Source organism: Meiothermus sp. (assembly GCF_026004115.1).
Lineage (GTDB): Bacteria > Deinococcota > Deinococci > Deinococcales > Thermaceae > Meiothermus.
This window is the reverse complement of record NZ_BPIM01000001.1, coordinates 2,763,568-2,780,265: the sequence shown is the minus strand read 5'-3', so window position 1 is coordinate 2,780,265 and position 16,698 is coordinate 2,763,568. Positions and strand designations below refer to the sequence as shown.

Below are 16,698 nucleotides of genomic sequence, written 5' to 3'. Positions count from 1 at the left end.
GTCGTTCAAAACCAGCACCTGTCTCCCATCCCCATCTCTTGCTTCGCTGAAAGATAGCCACACGCCTAAAGTTGGCATAAAGCTGCACGCTATCGAGGGTGCGGCGAACCTCGGCCGGAAAGTTATCGAGCTTTGGACTTTCGGCTATTCTTCGTCGTCCTCGTCTGTGTCCTCGTCGTCTTCCTCGTCCCAATCTTCTTCGTCAGTGTCGATATCGTCGATGTAATAGTCTTCTATGCTGTTTACATCGGCCACGGTTTCGCCGTTGCTTACGAAGCGGATACCGGTCTCGTCAATTTCCAGATTCAGGTCGTCGAGATCGGTATCGTTGGGAACATGGACTTGCATCATTACCGCTACTTCGATTCGCATAGGCACCTCCCAGTAAAAAATAAGAAGTTGCTGTCAGCTTTGTTCAAGCTCGAGTCTTCCGACCCAAACTATACTTCAGCAGTTCGGTGTACATCCTAAGGCGCATGCCCAGACCCCTCCAGAAGCCGCGTTTCTGCTCTTTCATGATCTGCCCAGCGCCGGGTAACTCCACATAGGCCCAGCGAGCCCGGGTGCGGGCCAAGTGGTCGGTGATGGCAGGCTCCGGCCAGCGACGTTCGGTCAGGTTGGGCACGCTTTTTAGCCACGCGGTGGTACAGGCCCGCTGCCCCGATAAAAAAGGGGTGGCCCGGTTGCCGAAATCGGTCATCAGCCCCCCTGACTTAAAGACGCCGATGGCCATGTCCAGTTCTCCAGAGCGCACGGGCTCCAAAAGGGTCAGCAGGTGTTGGGGCTTTAGTCCGGTCAGGTCGGCATCGAGCATCAGCAAATAGGGTGTTTGCACATGGGCCAGCCCAAAGGCCAGGGCCCCGCTTTTGCCCCGGTTTTCGGGTAGCTGCAGCACCCTTGCCCCGGCGCGCTCGGCGGCCTGGGCGGTCTGGTCCGTCGAGCCGTCGTCTACGACCACCACGGGCAGGCCCGCTTCCTGCGCCACGGCCACCACAGCAGCGATGTGGGCTTCCTCGTTGTAGGCTGGGATCAAGACCGTGGTATCCATCTGGGGGCCATTCTACCCACCGACCAGGTTGCGGATATCGTTAATGGTCACCAGCACAATCAACAGAATCAAAAACACAAAGCCGCCGTAGGAGAGCCGGGCCTCCGTTTCGGGTTTAATGCGTCCACCAGTGAAAACGTTGGCTAGAAGCACCAAGATACGCCCTCCATCCAGCCCTGGGATGGGCAGCAGGTTGAACACCGCCAGCGACAGATTAATAGCCGCCAGCAGCCCCACCAGGGTGCCTAGGCCCTGCTGGGCAGCCTGGCCGGTGATGTTCACAATACCAACTGGCCCGGCCACCCCCTGGGCTTGCTGACCCGAGAGGATGCGGGCAATACTACCCACGAACTCCTGCACAAAGCGCGGTACCGCCACCACCGTTTCGCCGATGGCCCGGCTGAGCCCCTGCAAGAAGTTGATACGGGTGTAGCCGATGAGTTCGGCCCGGTAGACAATGCCTAGCCTGCCCTGGGTGTTGTCCCAGTTGAAGCGCAGGGTTACTTCCTGGTTATCCCGCAGCACCACAAAAACCTTCTCGCCCGGAGTCTGGCGGAAGCGGGTAACCTGGTCGTACGACTCGAGCTTCACCCCATTTAGACTAAGAATACGGTCGCCCACCCGGAAACCGGCCTGCTCGGCCAGGCTGCCCGGCAGCACCTCGGTTACTTCGGCCCGGGTTTGGGGCACCCCCTGGATGGAGGCCAAAGCCCCCAGCACCCCCCAGGCCAGGAGCAGGTTCATTAGCACCCCACCCACCAGAATGAAGAACTTGCCCAGTGCCGAGAGCCGCGCATAGCCGTGGCTATCGCCGGGCATCATGCCCTCGATCTCGGCGTAGCCGCCCAGGGGAATGGCGTTGAGCCGCCAGGTCGTGCCCCAGCGGTCGAACTTGAGCAAGGTGGGGCCAAAACCCACCCCAAAGTTCTTCACACCCACCCCCTGCCAGCGGGCTGCCAGGTAGTGGCCCAGCTCGTGCACGAAAATGCTGATGGAGATGATCAGGAGAAACCAAATCAGGCTCATGCTATACACCTTGAAACGCCCGAAGTAAAAAAAGTCTACTTTTCATGTTTAAGCCTTTACCTTGAGCAGTTCTCGAGCCAGCTTGCGGGCCTCGAGGTCAGCTTCATATACATTGTCCCAGGTGAGGTCCGTTTTGGGCGTCTGCTGTAACACTTTTTCCAGCACCCGGGGGATGTCCAGGTAGCCAATCTGCCCTTGTAAAAAGGCCTCCACCGCGATCTCGTCGGCTGCATTGAGCACCACCGGTGCCAGACCCCCCATGCGCCCTGCTTCGTAGGCCAAAGCCAGGGCCGGAAAGCGCCTGGTGTCGGGGGGATAAAAATCCAGCCGCTCCGGGATGGGCGCATCGCGCAAGGGGGTGGGAGGCCGCTTGGGGTAGGTCAGGGCATACTGGATGGCCAACCGCATATCGGTAGGGCCGAGCTGGGCTTTGATATTGCCGTCCTGGAAGCGTACCATCGAATGCACATAGGACTGCGGGTGAATCTGCACCTTGACCTTTTCGATGGGTATCTTGAACAGTTGCACCGCTTCCAACACCTCCAGGCCCTTGTTGAACAGGGTTGAGGAGTCTATGGTCACCTTGGGGCCCATTTTCCAGCGGGGGTGATTAAGGGCCATCTGGGGGGTGACTTTAGAGAGGTCGGCCGGCTCGCGCAAAAAGGGGCCACCCGAAGCGGTCAGGATCAGCTCGGCCACATCCCGGAAGGGTTCGCCCACCAGGCTCTGGAAGAGGGCGGAGTGCTCAGAGTCCACCGGAATAATCTGCGCGCCACTTTGTTCTGCTTCCTGCCAGAGCAGCGGCCCGGCAGCTACCATACTCTCCTTGTTGGCCAGGGCCATTCGGCGGCCCTGCTGCACAGCAGCCCGCACCCCAGGCAGACCTGCCAGACCAGGAATGGCCCCTACGACTACATCTGATGGCCAGGCGGCCACCTCTAAGGCATCGGTGAGGTGCAGGTTTGGAAAGCGAAGCCGCAACTCGGGTAGGACGGTTGCATCGGCCGCAACCGCTTCTGGTTGAAACTCGGCAATTTGCTGATATAGCAGGTCCAGGTTCTTGCCTGCCACCAGCCCCACCACCCGGTAGCCCCGCCAGCGGCACACATCCAGCGTCTGGGTGCCGATCGAGCCAGTAGAGCCCAGCACCACGATACGTTTGGGGGTATCACTCATCCTCTTGCTAGTGTACTGGTTTGGGGATAAAGGTCTGTAATCAGCCCTGCAAGGGTACAGGATTTTATCGTTTTTCCCAACAGGCCACTTCTGATGGCAACCCGGCGTCGCCGGGTGGGGGCTGCAAACTATACTTCCAAGAAAATGATAAGAACCCAGCAAGGGCATAGCTTCTGAGAAATGCTCAAATAAAGATGGTCAGCAAATAGTAGGTAAGCGGAACCGTGAAAAGGTGCGAATCCAGGCGATCCAGCAGCCCCCCATGGCCGGGCAGGAAGTGACCAGAGTCCTTGACGCCGCAAAAACGCTTCAGCATGGACTCGGTCAGGTCGCCGAGTTGTGCCGCAAAGGAGAGCACCAGATTGACAATAAAGATTTCAACAGGTCGGAACAGGGCGAAGGGGCTTTCGGGATAGGCTGAACGAACAATGGTAGTAAACAAAAACAGAAGCAAAAAACTAGTCAGGATGCCACCAATAGAGCCCTCAACCGTTTTGCCAGGGCTGATGGTGGGGGCCAGCTTACGTCGGCCCAGGTAGCGGCCCACAAAGTAGCCGCCGATGTCGTTGGCAAAGCTGCTGATAAGGGGCAGGGCCAGAATCCAGAGGCCCACTGTACCGTCTGGGGAGTGGCGCAGCAACAGAAAGAATCCCAGCGTCCAGGGCAGGTACAAGAAGGCCATCAGGCTGTAAGCAAAGCGCTGAATGTTGGCACCTACGATCAGCTCGGAGCTAAAGGCCCCAATGAGCACCAGCCCCAGGGCAATTTCTCGCCAGGGCACCCCAGGGTAGACGTCGTGGAGCTGGGGCAAGCTGAACAAAAGCATGACCAGCCCTCCCCCAATCAAAAAGGCCATGTTGAGTTCGATGCCCTTGTTTCGCAGCATATGGCGAAGCTCGAGAGAACCCAGTACCAGTATGAAAACCAGCGCCAGGAAAAGGAAAATCCGCCCCTCCCAGATCACCCCAAAGAGCACCAGCACCCCGATAAGCGAGGAAGCTATGCGGGTAGGCAAGGATGAATCGGGTCGGGCCTCCGAGGGCTGCACAGCTACAGCATATCAGCCAGGCTTTTGGGGCTCGAGCCTCCACAAACTAGCAGTGCAACCAGGTGGTTTGGCCCGACCTGTCTCGAGGTAAACAGACAGCACGGTTCCCACGAGAGCTTGTTGCAAATACCGTGGTTTTTTTGGTACCAAGCAGCAAGTATATCTGTGAGACATCTAATACCAACCTTACTTGGACAGTTAGCTTTAAGGGGTCATCCCAAGCTCCCTCATCCGGCGACACCTTGGGTGCAGTCAATCGTGTTCCTATCGCTATTTGTAAATAGCACGGTCGGGGTGTCGCCACCTTCTCCCCCAGGGGGAGAAGGTTAGGGGTTCATGTGGATTTGGTATCAGTCCGTCGCCTGGGCGTAGTCCTCCACCGGCGGGCAGGAGCAAACGATGTTGCGGTCGCCATAAACGTTGTCCACCCGGTTCACCGGGCTCCAGTATTTGTCCAGGGCCGACTGACCTGCCGGGAAGCAGCCCTGCGCACGGGAGTACTTGCGGCCCCAATGTTCATCGGCAATGTCCAGCACAGTGTGGGGCGCGTGGCGCAATGGGCTTTCCTCGGCGGAAAGTTCGCCCCGCTCGATCTGGGCTATCTCTTCGCGGATGGCGATCATGGCATGGATAAAGCGATCCAGTTCGTATTTGGATTCCGACTCGGTCGGCTCAACCATGAGGGTGCCGGGCACTGGGAAGCTCATGGTTGGGGCGTGGAAGCCATAGTCGATCAAGCGCTTGGCAATGTCTTCTGCGGTGATATCGCACTTGTTCTTGAAGGCTCGAGGGTCGAGGATGCACTCGTGCGCAACCCGGCCTTTTTCGTTCTTGTAGAGCACCGGGAAGTAGGGCTCGAGCCGGCTGGCAATGTAGTTGGCATTCAGAATGGCTACCTCGGTAGCCCGCTTGAGCCCCTCGCTGCCCATCATCCAGATATAGGCAAAGGAGATGGGCAGGATGGAGGCCGAGCCATAGGGCGCCGCCGCCACCGGCCCCACCGGTGCGGTGCCACCGTCCAGTACCGGGTGGCCAGGCAGGAAGGGAGCCAGGTGGGCCTTGACCCCAATGGGGCCCATCCCCGGCCCGCCGCCGCCGTGGGGAATGGCAAAGGTCTTGTGCAGGTTGAGGTGGGAGACATCGGCCCCGTAGTGGCCGGGCTTGGAAAGCCCCACCTGGGCGTTGAGGTTGGCGCCATCCAGGTAAACCTGCCCGCCGTAGCGGTGCACAATCTCGCACAGCTCGCGGATTTTTTCCTCAAAGACGCCGTGGGTGGAGGGGTAGGTGACCATCACCGCAGCCAGCCTGTCGGCGTGCTGCCGGGCTTTGGCCTCGAGGTCCTGCAAATCCACATAGCCCTGCTCGTCGCAGGCCACCACCACCACCTCCATACCGGCCATATGGGCCGAAGCGGGGTTGGTGCCGTGGGCCGAGGAGGGAATCAGGCAAACATTGCGGTGCCCCTCGCCCCTCGAGCGGTGGTAGCCCCGAATGGCCAGCAATCCCGCGTACTCCCCTTGCGCCCCCGAGTTGGGCTGGAGCGAAATGGCGTCGTAACCGGTAAGCTCGCAGAGCCAACGACTGAGGGTCTCGAAGAGTTTCTGGTAGCCCCTGGCCTGCTCCGCCGGGGCAAAGGGATGCAGGTTTGCAAACTCCGGCCAGCTTATGGGTATCATCTCGGCCGCAGCGTTAAGCTTCATGGTGCAGGAGCCCAGCGGAATCATGGCCCGGTCTAAAGCCAGGTCACGGTCGGCCAGCTTGCGCATGTAGCGCATGAGTTCAGTCTCGGAGTGGTAGCGATTGAAGACTGGGTGGGTCAGGTACATTGAGGTGCGCTTGAGGGCAGCGGGCAGGTGGTTCTCGGGCGCAAATTCCTCGTATTTGAACTTGCCCCCAAAAGCCTCCCAAACTGCCTCGATGACCTCGGGGGTGGTGGTCTCGTCGAGGGCAATGCCGATGTGCAGGTCGTCGACCTTGCGCAGGTTGATGCGCCGTTTGCGGGCTTCGCTCAGGATTTCCTCCACCCGGCCCTCGGCCCGGATGGTCAGGGTATCAAAAAAGTGGGGGTTCAGCTGCACATAGCCCAGGCGCTTTAGGCCAGCCGCCAGTACGCTGGCTTTGTCGTGGATGCTCTGGGCAGTCTCGCGCAGGCCCTCGGGCCCGTGGTAGACTGCGTACATCGAGGCAATTACCGCCAGCAAAACCTGTGCAGTGCAGATATTGGAGGTGGCTTTCTCGCGGCGGATGTGCTGCTCGCGGGTCTGGAGGGTCAGGCGGTAGGCCCGGTTGCCCCTCGAGTCTATCGAAACCCCTACCAGCCGCCCCGGCAAGGCCCGCTTGAGGGCATCCTTAACCGCCATGTAGCCCGCGTGCGGCCCGCCGTAGCCCATCGGCACCCCAAAGCGCTGGGCCGAGCCCACCGCGATGTCGGCCCCCAGCTCGCCGGGTGGGGTCAGGAGGGTGAGGGCCAGCAGGTCAGCGGCCACGACGGCCACACCCCCTGCTGCCCGAACTTTTTCGATAAATGGCCGCAGGTCGCGGATCTGCCCCAGCGTGTCGGGATACTGGAAGATAGCCCCGAAGAGGGTCTCGGGGTGCAGGTCGGCCTCCGGGTCGCCCACCACCAGCTCCCAGCCCAGCGGCTCGGCGCGGGTTTGCAGCACGGCCAGGGTCTGGGGGTGCAGGTTCTTGTCGGCAAAAAACGCCTTGCGTGGGTGCTTACAACTGCGCTCTGCTACCGCCATGGCCTCAGCCGCCGCGGTGGCCTCGTCCAGCAGAGAGGCGTTGGCGATGTCCAGGCCGGTCAGGTCGGCAACCATGGTCTGGAAGTTAAGCAAAGCTTCCAGCCGCCCCTGGCTAATTTCGGGCTGGTAGGGCGTGTAGGCAGTGTACCAGGCCGGGTTTTCCAGCAGGTTTCGCTGTATCACGGGCGGAAGGATGGTTCCGTAGTACCCCTGGCCAATCAGCGAGGTATAGACCTGGTTCTCTTCGGCCATGGCCCGCATCCGCGCCAGCATCTCGGTCTCGCTCAAGCCCGGGCCAATGCCCAGAGGGGCGTCTTCTCGGATCGAGGCCGGTACCGTTTGTTCGATGAGCTCGTCCAGGGTCGAAACCCCTACCGCCTTTAGCATCGCTTGGATGTCTTCCGGGGTAGGGCCAATGTGGCGCCTGGAGAAATCGGTGGAGCGGGGCTTTTGCGTGTCTGACATGGGGTCTCCTCTCTTCGCAATCGGAAGAAACTTGACCCCATCTGTCCTTTTGCCTGAGAGTGTTATCCCGTCGGCGGGCGTTTGGCGCCTCTCTCCAGATTGTGCCGCTGTGGTTCTTTTGCCTGAGAGATTCCGGGGTGGTTGCTCCTTCGGCGTGGGACTAGGCCCATCTCTCCCATCAGCAGCCGGTTGCTTTACCAGCGATATGATAGCCCAACCAGATGAAGGTCTGAAAGTGACGGTTATACAGTTGTACGCGGTTACGGGTCTGGCAGCCAATGGGCATTGCGCTCAACGAATACTGGGTATGCATTGCCCACCCGACGCTCAAAAAGATCACTGGCTTTCCGCTACAGCCTGATAATCCGCCGCCGACAAAAGCCCCTCCACGTCGGCAGGATTGACCTTCATCTTGAACAGCCACCCTTCTCCATAGGGCGACTGGTTAAGCAATTCAGGTTTGTCGCCCAAAGCATCGTTCACCTCGATGATCTCACCCGCTACCGGCGCGTATATATCCGAGGCGGTCTTGACCGACTCCACCACCGCTATCGCCGCCCCCGGTTCGGCAACCTTGCCCATCTGCGGCAGTTCCACGAACACCACGTCGCCCAGGGCATCCTGGGCAAAATCGGTGATACCCACCACGGCTACGTCGCCCTCGAGGCGAACCCACTCGTGCGATTTGGTGTACTTTAGCTCGGAAGGATAGTTCATGATGTCACCTCGGCAGTCAGTTTATTGCCAAACAAGCCCTAAAGCACAGGGTCAGGGTTCTCCGAGACCTGGCTACAACTTAACAAAAGGCATCTCGACCACGGTTGCGGCTGCCATTCTGCCGCGAATTTCGACCTCGAGGGGCGTCCCCACGGCGGCCAGGTTAGCCTTCACATACGCCATACCGATACCCTTCTTTAGCACGGGTGAATGTGTACCCGAAGTCAGAATACCCACTTCCCGCCCCCCCTGCATCACCCGGTAACCCTCGCGGGGAATGCCCCCTTCCACCTGCAAGCCCACCAGTTGCCGCTCGCAGGGGCTTTTTAGCAGAGCTTCTTTGCCGTGAAACTCCTTGTGGCTCTTAATCACCCAGCTAAAGGGCGTACAAAGGGGGCTGGTCTCGTCGGTTAGCTCGTGGCCATAGAGGGGGAAGCCCGCCTCGAGCCGCAGGGTATCCCGCGCCCCCAGCCCACATGGGGTCACTTCCGCTCCCAACAAAGCCTCCCAGACCGCCCGGGCCTCATCCGGGGCCACAAACACCTCGTAGCCATCCTCACCGGTGTAGCCGGTGCGGGCAAAGCGCACCCACTTGCCGGAGAGCTTGCCCATAAAGGTATCGTTCTTCTTGCGCGAGGCCAGGTCGGTGTCCGAGAGCTTTTGCAGCACGGCTACCGCCTGGGGGCCCTGTACGGCAATAAGGGCAAAGAAGTCGGAGGCGTTCTCGAGCTCTACTTCAAAACCTGCCTTCAGGCTGTTGAGGTGAGCCCAGTCTTTCTCGATGTTGGCCGCGTTCACCACCATCAAATATTCACTCTCGCCCGTTCGATAGATGTAAATATCGTCTACCAGCCCCCCCTGCGCGTTGGGCAGCATGGAGTACTGGGCCCGCCCCACCTTGAGCTTGGAGACGTCGTTCAGGGTTGCATATTGCAAGAACGAAAGCGCCCCCGGCCCCCGTATCCAGAACTCCCCCATGTGGCTCACGTCGAACATGCCCGCGAGCCCCCGCACGGCCAGGTGCTCGGAGGTAATGGAGGTGTACTGAATGGGCATCTCATAGCCGGCAAAAGGCAGCATCTTGGCTCCCAAAGCCAGGTGCGCTGGATGAAGTGGGGTGGTTTTCATGCCTCCATAGCATACCAATCCCAGGTCGGCAGGCCGAGACCGATAGGCGCAGTGGCAGGTCTTGGGTCTCGAGCCGCAAGTCCCGAAACCTTCAAAGTTGCTGCATACCGGTCACTGCGTCCTTCCGAGGAGGCCCAGCCAACGAGAAATCCAAACCCGCGCCTGTAGAGCGATTGTGTGGCTAGTAGCGCACCCGATTCTTCGCTTCGCTGAGAATGACCAGGCACAGACTTCGAAATCCATGCACGAAACACACACCCACACCCAATACCGGATTCAAAAAGATAGTCATTCAAATCAAAAAGTCCAGAGGCTATCTTTTTAAATCCTAGAGCACTCCTTTCAGTCGGGTTAGTTCGTCACTGAAGAGTGACGAACTAACCGAATCTGGTATAAAAAGCCAAGCTACCCAGGGCCGGTGCATAAAGTAAAACCTCTACTTCCTCCCCCAACGGGGGAGGCTAGGTGGGGGCCTAATACCCGGCCAGGTCGCCTGCCTACAAGCATTTTTTGCAACACTGGCTGCCTAAAGCGTTCGCTAAGGTTTGCGGGCGTTTACGCACCAACACTGCCAAGCTACCACCGAGATAGGACTTGGGAGATTTATCAAAACGCTCAACTGGCCGCCGCCACTCGGGAGAGCACCTGGCGGCTTACAGCCTTGAGGGTCTCGAAGACCCCCATTCCCGTGGTGGCTACCGCCTCGAAGATGGGCAGGCGCATCTCGGGGTCAATCACGGCCTGAATCATCTCCACCGGCAGGGCATCGGGGGTGTCGCGCTTGTTGGCCTGGAGCACGATGGGAATGTCCTCGGCCTTGATACCATACTCGGCCAGGTTCTCACGCAGGTTGCGCATGGATTCGGCATTGGCCCTGAGGCGGTTGGGGGCCGAGTCGGCCACAAACACAAGGCCATCCACCCCCCGCAAGATCAGCTTTCGGCTGGCGTTGTAAAAGACCTGCCCCGGCACGGTATAGAGGTGGAAGCGGGTCTTGAAGCCCTTAACCTCGCCCAGATCTACCGGCAAAAAGTCGAAGAAGAGGGTGCGCTCGTCCTCGGTAGCCAGCGAGACCATCTCCCCTTTGCGGTTTTGCGGCACCTGCTGGAAGACCCACTTAAGGTTGGTGGTCTTACCGGACATTCCGGGGCCGTAGTAGACAATTTTGAAGTTGATTTCTCTGGCGGCAAAGTTAATCGTGCTCATATCAGTTCCCAAATAGTTCGTCCAGGAGGGCACTGGCCCCGTCCCGATACTCATGATCAATCCCGAGGGTTCCAGGTTGCACCACTGCGTCCCTGGTGATGACCTCGAGGGCCTGCACGGCCCGCTTGCCAAAAAGCTTGACCCGGCCCACCGGGGCCGAGTTATCGAAGATGACCACCAGCAAGGCCAGTTCGCCCACCTCCTCGGCGTACAGCCCGTGCGTGGCCCCCTGGTGCAGTAGCTCGTTGAAGCGGGGCTCGCCCAGCATTTTGGCCAGGGCCTGCGTAGCTGCGGCGTTTCCGGCGATGAGGGTAGCCAGCGAGTCCAGCGCTGGGGGCCTGGGCGCCCAGAGGGCTTCTTTGTGGGCCAGCACAAACCCTTTACGGTCTAGCAACAGCACGTAGCGCGCCCCGCTCTCGCGCAACAACTCCTCGAGGACGTGCAAAGCCTTCTCGTAAGCGCCCCCAAAGAGTGCGATGGCAGGCTCAACCATAGTAGGCTAAGTGTAACATGCACACGTTACCGACCCCTGTGATGAATTACGCCAAAGACACGCGGGCTCCGGTGGTCAATGTGCCCTCCGGCAACCTAGGGCGCGTCCCGGTACCGTATCTTTGACCCATGCGCCAGCTACACGCCCTATTCGCTCTTGGCTTGTTGTGGGTGGCCCCGTTGGCCTTGGGCCAGAATGCGGTCACCATTGCCGAACTCAGCCGCCTTCGCTACGGCGGCGGGGCCCTGGTGGCCGAGCGGGTGTTGGAGCGCAACCCCAGCTTCACCCGCTATCTGGTGCGTTACCCCTCCGACGGCCTGACCATGTACGGCTTCATGAACGTGCCCAACACGGCGGGGCGCTTTCCGGTGGTGATTGTGATTCACGGGTATGTGAACCCTGCCACCTACCGCACCCTGGCCTACACCACCCGCTACGCCGACGGGCTGGCCCGGGCCGGCTTCGTCACCCTTCACCCCAACCTGCGCGGGCATGGGCTGTCGCAGGGGAGCCCCGAGCAAGGGGCCTCGAGGGTGCTGTATGCACGGGAAATACTCGACCTGGCCGCCATTGTGCGGGCCCAGGCCGGGCGGGGCGCCCTGGAAAAAGCCCTGCCCAGCGTGGGGCTGATGGGGCACAGCATGGGCGGCGGGATTGCCCAGCGGGTAGCGGTACTCGACCCGCAAATTCGGGCAGTTTTGCTCTACGGCACCATGCACGGCGACGACCTGAAGAATGCGCGGCAAATTTGCTTTGTCTTCACCAACCGTCAGCGTGGCTGCAACGAACTCAATACGCCGCCCGAGACCCTGGCGCAAATCTCCCCCATCAACTTTTACGCCCGTATCCGGGCCCCGGTGCAGGTGCACCACGGTACCGCCGATACCCAGACCCCCTACGCCTGGGCCGAAGAAATTTGCGCAGCGCTGCGGAAAAACAACGTTTCTCACCAGTGTTTTACCTACCCCGGGGCGGGCCACACTTTCAGGGGCAACGACTACAACACCCTGATGCGCCGGGCCCGGAGCTTCTTTGGGCAGGCTTTGCGAAGCGGCGGATGATGCAGGGCCTGTACGTTCACGTTCCCTTCTGCCCCACCCTTTGCCCCTACTGCGATTTTCACGTGGTCAGGCGGCACGGGGGGGTGGTAGCGGCCTTCCTCGAGCGCCTCGCCGAGGAAGCCAAAGCCCTCTATGCGCAGTACCCGGAGCCCCTGAAAACCCTTTACTTTGGCGGCGGCACCCCCAGCTTCCTACGCAGCGCCGAGCTACAAGCCCTATTTGCTGCCCTGCCCTGGGACATCCGCGAAGCCGAGGTCACCATGGAGGCCAACCCCGGTACGCTAAACCCCGAGCGGCTGCAACTGCTGCGGGGCCTGGGGGTGAACCGGCTCTCGCTGGGGGTACAGAGCTTCCAGGACGAAGTTTTGCGCACCCTGGGCCGCGCCCACGGACGCAAAGGCGCCCTGAAGGCGGTGGAGATGAGCCTGGAAGCCGGTTTCCGCACCTCGCTGGACCTGATTCTGGGCCTGCCCGGCCAGGACTTCGCGGCCGACCTGCGCGAAGCCCGCGCCCTGGGCGTGGGGCATATTTCGGCCTACACGCTGCAAATAGAGCCCGGCACGCCCTTTGCGCTGGCCAACCTGCAAACCGACGAGGAGCAGGAGGCCCGCGCATTCGAACAGGCCGAGGAGATTCTGGGCGAAGCCGGGTTTGTGCGGTACGAGGTTTCCAACTTTGCCCTACCCCACCAGGAAAGCAGGCACAACAAGCTCTACTGGCAACTGGGCTTCTGGGGGGCGCTGGGGCCTGGCGCGGCGGCGCACCTGCCTGATCTAGCGGGAAAAGCCCTATATGCCATCCGTGCCACCAACCCACCGCTTCCGCGCTGGCTGGCAGGGGAAGGGCCCTCGGTGGAAGAAATAAGCCCCCTCGAGCACGTCAAAGAAGCCCTGATGTTGGGCCTGCGGCTGGCCGAGGGGGTGGAAGTAGGAGAGCTCGAGCGGCAGACGAGTTTGGAGGTCTGGGAAAAGCTCGAGCCGGCAGTGCGCGAACTCGAGGGGCAAAAACTTTTATGGGCTCGAGGTAAGAGAATAGGAGTGGCTCGAGCTGGGGTAGCCATTCTTCACGGTATCATCTTGCGGCTGTGGGAAGCTTTGGAGGCTAAATAAATCCCCCCTAAGACCCGCGGATACCTCAGCCCAGCCACCGCCTTTTCATAGCTTCCCGCTGGATGCGCAAGAGGGGCTCTAAGTCCCAGTATTCCCGCACCACCCGCGAAACATAGCTGCCCACGCAAAACCCCTCCCGCCGGTAAATCACCTTGTTGGCCCGCACTACCTCGAAGGCCAGCACGGGTGGGGCCTGGTTCAAAACCACCAAGTCGGTGCGCTCAAAACCGGCTTTCACCAAGTCGGTCAGGATCTCCAGCGTGGGATCGAGTTCTGGGGGCTCGAGGTACACCGCCAGGTCCCAATCGCTATCCGGGCGAGCCTCCCCAAAGGCGCGGGAGCCGAACAAGAAAGCGGCTTGCACCTGCGGATACCCAGCAAATACCCCTTCAATGCTTTCGATCAACTGGGTTTCCACGTGATCAGGGTAGCATAAGTACTTGATCAGTCCACCAGATAAAGCACCTCGCTGAGGGCCTCTACAAACCGCTTAGGGTCTAAACCTTTTTTGGGAATACGAAACCCCGGCGGGTACTGGGTGGGTTCGACCCGGAAGGGTAAGGCCCGCAGGGCTTTGGCGTCGTAGTCGAGGCGGACGGTCTCGAAGGCAATCTGCAGGTGAAGCATGTCCTCGGTGATGGAGACCACCCCCTTGGACTGTGCTACCAGCCGGAGTTTGCTGAGGGCCAGGAAGTTTTCCACCTCCTCGGGTGCGGGGCCGTAGCGTTCCTTGATTTCCCTGGCAATGCGGGAAAGCTGGGCCAGGTTGCGGGTTTCGGCCAGGCGGCCATAGTAGCGGCTGCGGGCTTCGGGGCTGGGGATGTACTCGGGGGTGAGGCGGGCCGAAAGCTGGAGGTCGAGGGTGACGTGACGCTCCGGCTCCACCTTCTCCCCCTTGAGCTTGCGGATGGCCTCCGACAAAAGCTCGGTGTAGATTTCCAGGCTCACCGCGCGGATATGCCCGTGCTGCTCGGGCCCCAACAGATTGCCCACCCCACGAATTTCCATGTCCTTCTCGGCTAAAAGGTGCCCCGAACCCAGGTCGGAAAGGTCGGCGATGGCGGCCAGGCGGCGCTCGGCGCCCTCGGTCAGGCGCAGGGGGTGAAACAGGTAGGCATAGGCCTCTTCCTGCCGCCTGCCCACCCGCCCGCGGAGCTGGTAGAGGGCCGCCAGGCCCAGCTTGTCGGCCCGCTCGACCAGGATGGTGTTGGCCTCGGGGATGTCCAGGCCGCTTTCGATGATGGTGGTAGCCAACAGCACGTCGAAAGCCCCCTCGGCAAAGGCCAGCATGGTCTCCTCTACCTCGGCCTCGTGCATCTGGCCGTGCACCACCCCAAAGCGGGCCTCGGGAACGAGGGCTTCGAGGTACTGGCGCCGCGCCAGTATGGTAGCCACCCGGTCGTGTACGTAGAAAGCTTTGCCGCCGCGCTCGAGCTCGTCCATAATCCCCTGTCGCACCAGCGCGGGGTCGTAGGGGGCCAGCACTGTCTGGATGGGCTTGCGGCCCGGCGGGGCAGTCTGGATGCTACTCAGGTCGCGCAGGCCCACCAGGGCGCTGTAGAGCGTGCGGGGGATGGGCGTGGCCGACAAAAACAGGGTGTCCACGGCCTCCTTGAGTTCGCGGATGCGCTCCTTCTGGGCCACCCCAAAGCGGTGCTCCTCGTCCACCACCAGAAGGCCCAGGTCTTTGAAGCGCACGTCGGGGGACAAGAGGCGGTGGGTGCCGATCACGATATCCACGGTACCCTGCGCCAGGCCTTTCAGGATTTCCCGCTCCTCGCGCTCGGAAACAAAACGCGAGAGGGCTGCCACCCGTACCGGCAGGCCCGCCAGGCGTTTTTGAAAGGTTTCTTTGTGCTGCTCGGCCAGGAGCGTGGTAGGCACCAGCACCGCTACCTGAGCGCCATGTCCCACCACCCGGTGGGCCGCCCGCAGGGCCACCTCGGTCTTGCCGAAGCCCACATCGCCCGAGATCAGGCGCTCCATGGGCCGGGGGGCCTCGAGGTCGCGCAGGGTTTCTTCCAGGGCCTTGTGCTGGTCCGGGGTCAGCTCGAAGGGAAAGTTCTGCTCCACCAGGGAATCCCACTCGGGCAGCGGGCCAAAAGCCCGGCCCGGCGTGGCCTCACGCTTGGCGTGCAGTACCAGCATCCGCTGGGCCAGCTCCTCGGCGTCGCGCTGGGCCTTTTCCCGGGTGCGCTTCCACTCCCCCTTGCCCAGCGAGGAGAGGGCCGGGGGGTCATCGGTGGTGCCGGGGTGGCGCTTGAGGAGGGGTAGCTGCTCTACCGGAAGGTACATCTTCCCCTCGCCCGCATACTGCAAGACCAGGTAGTCGCGCTTGGCTCCCAGCACCTCGCGGGTTTCCAGGCCCAGGTACTGCCCGATGCCGTGCTCGGGGTGAATCAGGTAGTCGCCTACCGAGAGCGCCCCAGGGTCGGCCTCGCCCGCTACCACCCGCCGGTTCCGCAGTACTTCTGCCCCCCCAAAGGCGTACAGATGGGCTTCGCTCAGATACACCGTGCGCCGCTCGGGGTCCAGGAAGGCCCCTTCGAAGGGGGCGGGCACCAGATTCAGGGTTCCCGGTTTGGGTGACAGGATCGGGGTAGAACGAAGGGTGTCGGGCGCCAGGGCATAGGACCGCTCGCCGGAACCCTGACCCCTCTCCCCTGACCCCTGTAGTTTGTGTAGCAGGTAGCTGCGGCTCTTGGGGTGCCGATAGAAAAAGACCACCGAAAAACCCGCCCCCATCCAGGTGTGCACATCATCCACAAACTGCGAGAGGCGGGCCCGGTAGGGAGGGAGGGGCCTGTAGGGCAGGTGCTGGGAGGGCAGTTCTGGCCCCCCCAGGCCAAAGGCCACCCGATCCCGCCCTGCTATTAGGGGCCAGAGCGCCTCGGGGGCCAGGGCTGGGGTATCGAGGTAGACCGTGCCGGGGAAGTGCAGGATTTTGTGGGCGTCCCAGGTCTCGGCCTTGCCTACGCGGGCCGTCAGAACGTAGCGCTGCCGGGCTTCCCCCGCCACCTTGAGGCCATCGAGTTCATCGCCAAAGAACTCCAGGCGAACCTCGCCAATCTCTACAATCTCCCCGCGCACCCGGAAACCGGCTTTTTCATCTTCGTCGGGTTCGCCCAGGTAGCCCATGCGATAGAGGCGCTCGAGCAGGTCTTCGCGCAGGTAGCTGCGGCCCACCTCGAGCACCAGCCGCCAGTCTTCGGGTCGTTCGGGGAATGGGGCCAGGGCCTCCTCGTAGCTCATCACCACCACCTGCGCCTCGCCAACGGCCTCCAGGCCGGGGTTCACGTAAGCCGAGATCCCCAGCGACCCCAGGTCGGCATACAGACTCAGGCGCTCGAGGGGGCAGAGCAACACCCGGGGGCCTTCGCCCTGGGCAAAAAGCAGCGCACGGGCCACCTGGGGCAGGCCAGGCAGGTAGTGGTTGTGGATGGATTGTGCGGTTGTGTTCATAAAAGTGGGTTGTTT

14 protein-coding genes and 1 riboswitch are annotated in these 16,698 nt (G+C 61.3%); of the genes, 2 read left to right on the top strand and 12 right to left on the bottom strand.

Annotated elements, in window-relative coordinates:
- Positions 1 to 144: 144 nt before the first annotated feature.
- The 10 genes from Q0X23_RS13515 to Q0X23_RS13470 form a co-directional block, all read right to left on the bottom strand.
- A complete protein-coding gene (locus tag Q0X23_RS13515; protein WP_297860768.1) occupies positions 145 to 351 on the bottom strand; it encodes a hypothetical protein in 207 nt (68 codons plus the stop codon).
- Positions 352 to 415: 64 nt separating this feature from the next.
- The gene (locus Q0X23_RS13510; protein ID WP_297860767.1) at positions 416 to 1,048 is read right to left on the bottom strand and encodes a glycosyltransferase family 2 protein; all 633 of its coding nucleotides are present in this window, start codon (positions 1,046 to 1,048) and stop codon (positions 416 to 418) included.
- 12 nt (positions 1,049 to 1,060) lie between these two features.
- Entirely contained in the window at positions 1,061 to 2,074 is a 1,014-nt protein-coding gene (locus Q0X23_RS13505; protein ID WP_297860766.1) for an RIP metalloprotease, read from the bottom strand.
- A 48-nt stretch (positions 2,075 to 2,122) separates the two neighbouring features.
- Positions 2,123 to 3,250, bottom strand: coding sequence for a 1-deoxy-D-xylulose-5-phosphate reductoisomerase (gene dxr / locus Q0X23_RS13500; protein ID WP_297860765.1), 1,128 nt, complete (start codon positions 3,248 to 3,250; stop codon positions 2,123 to 2,125).
- Between the two features lie 184 nt (positions 3,251 to 3,434).
- Positions 3,435 to 4,298: a phosphatidate cytidylyltransferase gene (locus Q0X23_RS13495; RefSeq protein ID WP_297860764.1), complete on the bottom strand. Its 864-nt coding sequence runs from the start codon at positions 4,296 to 4,298 to the stop codon at positions 3,435 to 3,437.
- Positions 4,299 to 4,648: 350 nt separating this feature from the next.
- On the bottom strand, positions 4,649 to 7,507 hold the full coding sequence (gene gcvP, locus Q0X23_RS13490; protein ID WP_297860763.1) for an aminomethyl-transferring glycine dehydrogenase: 2,859 nt from the start codon (positions 7,505 to 7,507) through the stop codon (positions 4,649 to 4,651).
- Positions 7,508 to 7,608: 101 nt separating this feature from the next.
- Positions 7,609 to 7,695: riboswitch (glycine riboswitch) on the bottom strand.
- Between the two features lie 148 nt (positions 7,696 to 7,843).
- Complete coding sequence (gcvH, locus tag Q0X23_RS13485) at positions 7,844 to 8,224, bottom strand: glycine cleavage system protein GcvH (protein ID WP_297860762.1); 381 nt, start codon at positions 8,222 to 8,224, stop codon at positions 7,844 to 7,846.
- Positions 8,225 to 8,296: 72 nt separating this feature from the next.
- A complete protein-coding gene (gcvT, locus tag Q0X23_RS13480; RefSeq protein WP_297860761.1) occupies positions 8,297 to 9,352 on the bottom strand; it encodes a glycine cleavage system aminomethyltransferase GcvT in 1,056 nt (351 codons plus the stop codon).
- A 615-nt stretch (positions 9,353 to 9,967) separates the two neighbouring features.
- Positions 9,968 to 10,558, bottom strand: a complete 591-nt coding sequence (locus Q0X23_RS13475; protein WP_297860760.1) for an ATP/GTP-binding protein — start codon at positions 10,556 to 10,558, stop codon at positions 9,968 to 9,970.
- 1 nt (position 10,559) lies between these two features.
- Complete coding sequence (locus tag Q0X23_RS13470; RefSeq protein ID WP_297860759.1) at positions 10,560 to 11,051, bottom strand: roadblock/LC7 domain-containing protein; 492 nt, start codon at positions 11,049 to 11,051, stop codon at positions 10,560 to 10,562.
- A 128-nt stretch (positions 11,052 to 11,179) separates the two neighbouring features.
- Between Q0X23_RS13470 and Q0X23_RS13465 the strand changes: the two genes are divergently transcribed.
- Both Q0X23_RS13465 and hemW read left to right on the top strand, forming a co-directional pair.
- Complete coding sequence (locus Q0X23_RS13465) at positions 11,180 to 12,112, top strand: S9 family peptidase (RefSeq protein ID WP_297860758.1); 933 nt, start codon at positions 11,180 to 11,182, stop codon at positions 12,110 to 12,112.
- Positions 12,112 to 13,221 (top strand): radical SAM family heme chaperone HemW, encoded by a 1,110-nt coding sequence (gene hemW, locus Q0X23_RS13460; protein ID WP_297861230.1) that lies wholly within the window; start codon positions 12,112 to 12,114, stop codon positions 13,219 to 13,221. Before Q0X23_RS13465 ends, hemW begins: the two co-directional genes overlap by 1 nt.
- Positions 13,222 to 13,246: 25 nt before the next feature.
- Here hemW and Q0X23_RS13455 read toward each other — a convergent pair whose 3' ends face one another.
- Positions 13,247 to 13,639, bottom strand: coding sequence for a nucleotidyltransferase domain-containing protein (locus tag Q0X23_RS13455; protein ID WP_297860757.1), 393 nt, complete (start codon positions 13,637 to 13,639; stop codon positions 13,247 to 13,249).
- A gap of 26 nt (positions 13,640 to 13,665) precedes the next feature.
- Positions 13,666 to 16,683, bottom strand: coding sequence for a transcription-repair coupling factor (mfd, locus tag Q0X23_RS13450; RefSeq protein ID WP_297860756.1), 3,018 nt, complete (start codon positions 16,681 to 16,683; stop codon positions 13,666 to 13,668).
- Positions 16,684 to 16,698: the final 15 nt, after the last annotated feature.

Coding starts and splice junctions, on each gene's coding strand:
- Q0X23_RS13515 (WP_297860768.1), bottom strand. CDS start 351: ATGATGCAAGTCCATGTTCCCAACGATACCGATCTCGACGACCTGAAT.
- Q0X23_RS13510 (WP_297860767.1), bottom strand. CDS start 1,048: ATGGATACCACGGTCTTGATCCCAGCCTACAACGAGGAAGCCCACATC.
- Q0X23_RS13505 (WP_297860766.1), bottom strand. CDS start 2,074: ATGAGCCTGATTTGGTTTCTCCTGATCATCTCCATCAGCATTTTCGTG.
- dxr (WP_297860765.1), bottom strand. CDS start 3,250: ATGAGTGATACCCCCAAACGTATCGTGGTGCTGGGCTCTACTGGCTCG.
- gcvP (WP_297860763.1), bottom strand. CDS start 7,507: ATGTCAGACACGCAAAAGCCCCGCTCCACCGATTTCTCCAGGCGCCAC.
- gcvH (WP_297860762.1), bottom strand. CDS start 8,224: ATGAACTATCCTTCCGAGCTAAAGTACACCAAATCGCACGAGTGGGTT.
- gcvT (WP_297860761.1), bottom strand. CDS start 9,352: ATGAAAACCACCCCACTTCATCCAGCGCACCTGGCTTTGGGAGCCAAG.
- Q0X23_RS13475 (WP_297860760.1), bottom strand. CDS start 10,558: ATGAGCACGATTAACTTTGCCGCCAGAGAAATCAACTTCAAAATTGTC.
- Q0X23_RS13470 (WP_297860759.1), bottom strand. CDS start 11,051: ATGGTTGAGCCTGCCATCGCACTCTTTGGGGGCGCTTACGAGAAGGCT.
- Q0X23_RS13465 (WP_297860758.1), top strand. CDS start 11,180: ATGCGCCAGCTACACGCCCTATTCGCTCTTGGCTTGTTGTGGGTGGCC.
- hemW (WP_297861230.1), top strand. CDS start 12,112: ATGCAGGGCCTGTACGTTCACGTTCCCTTCTGCCCCACCCTTTGCCCC.
- mfd (WP_297860756.1), bottom strand. CDS start 16,683: ATGAACACAACCGCACAATCCATCCACAACCACTACCTGCCTGGCCTG.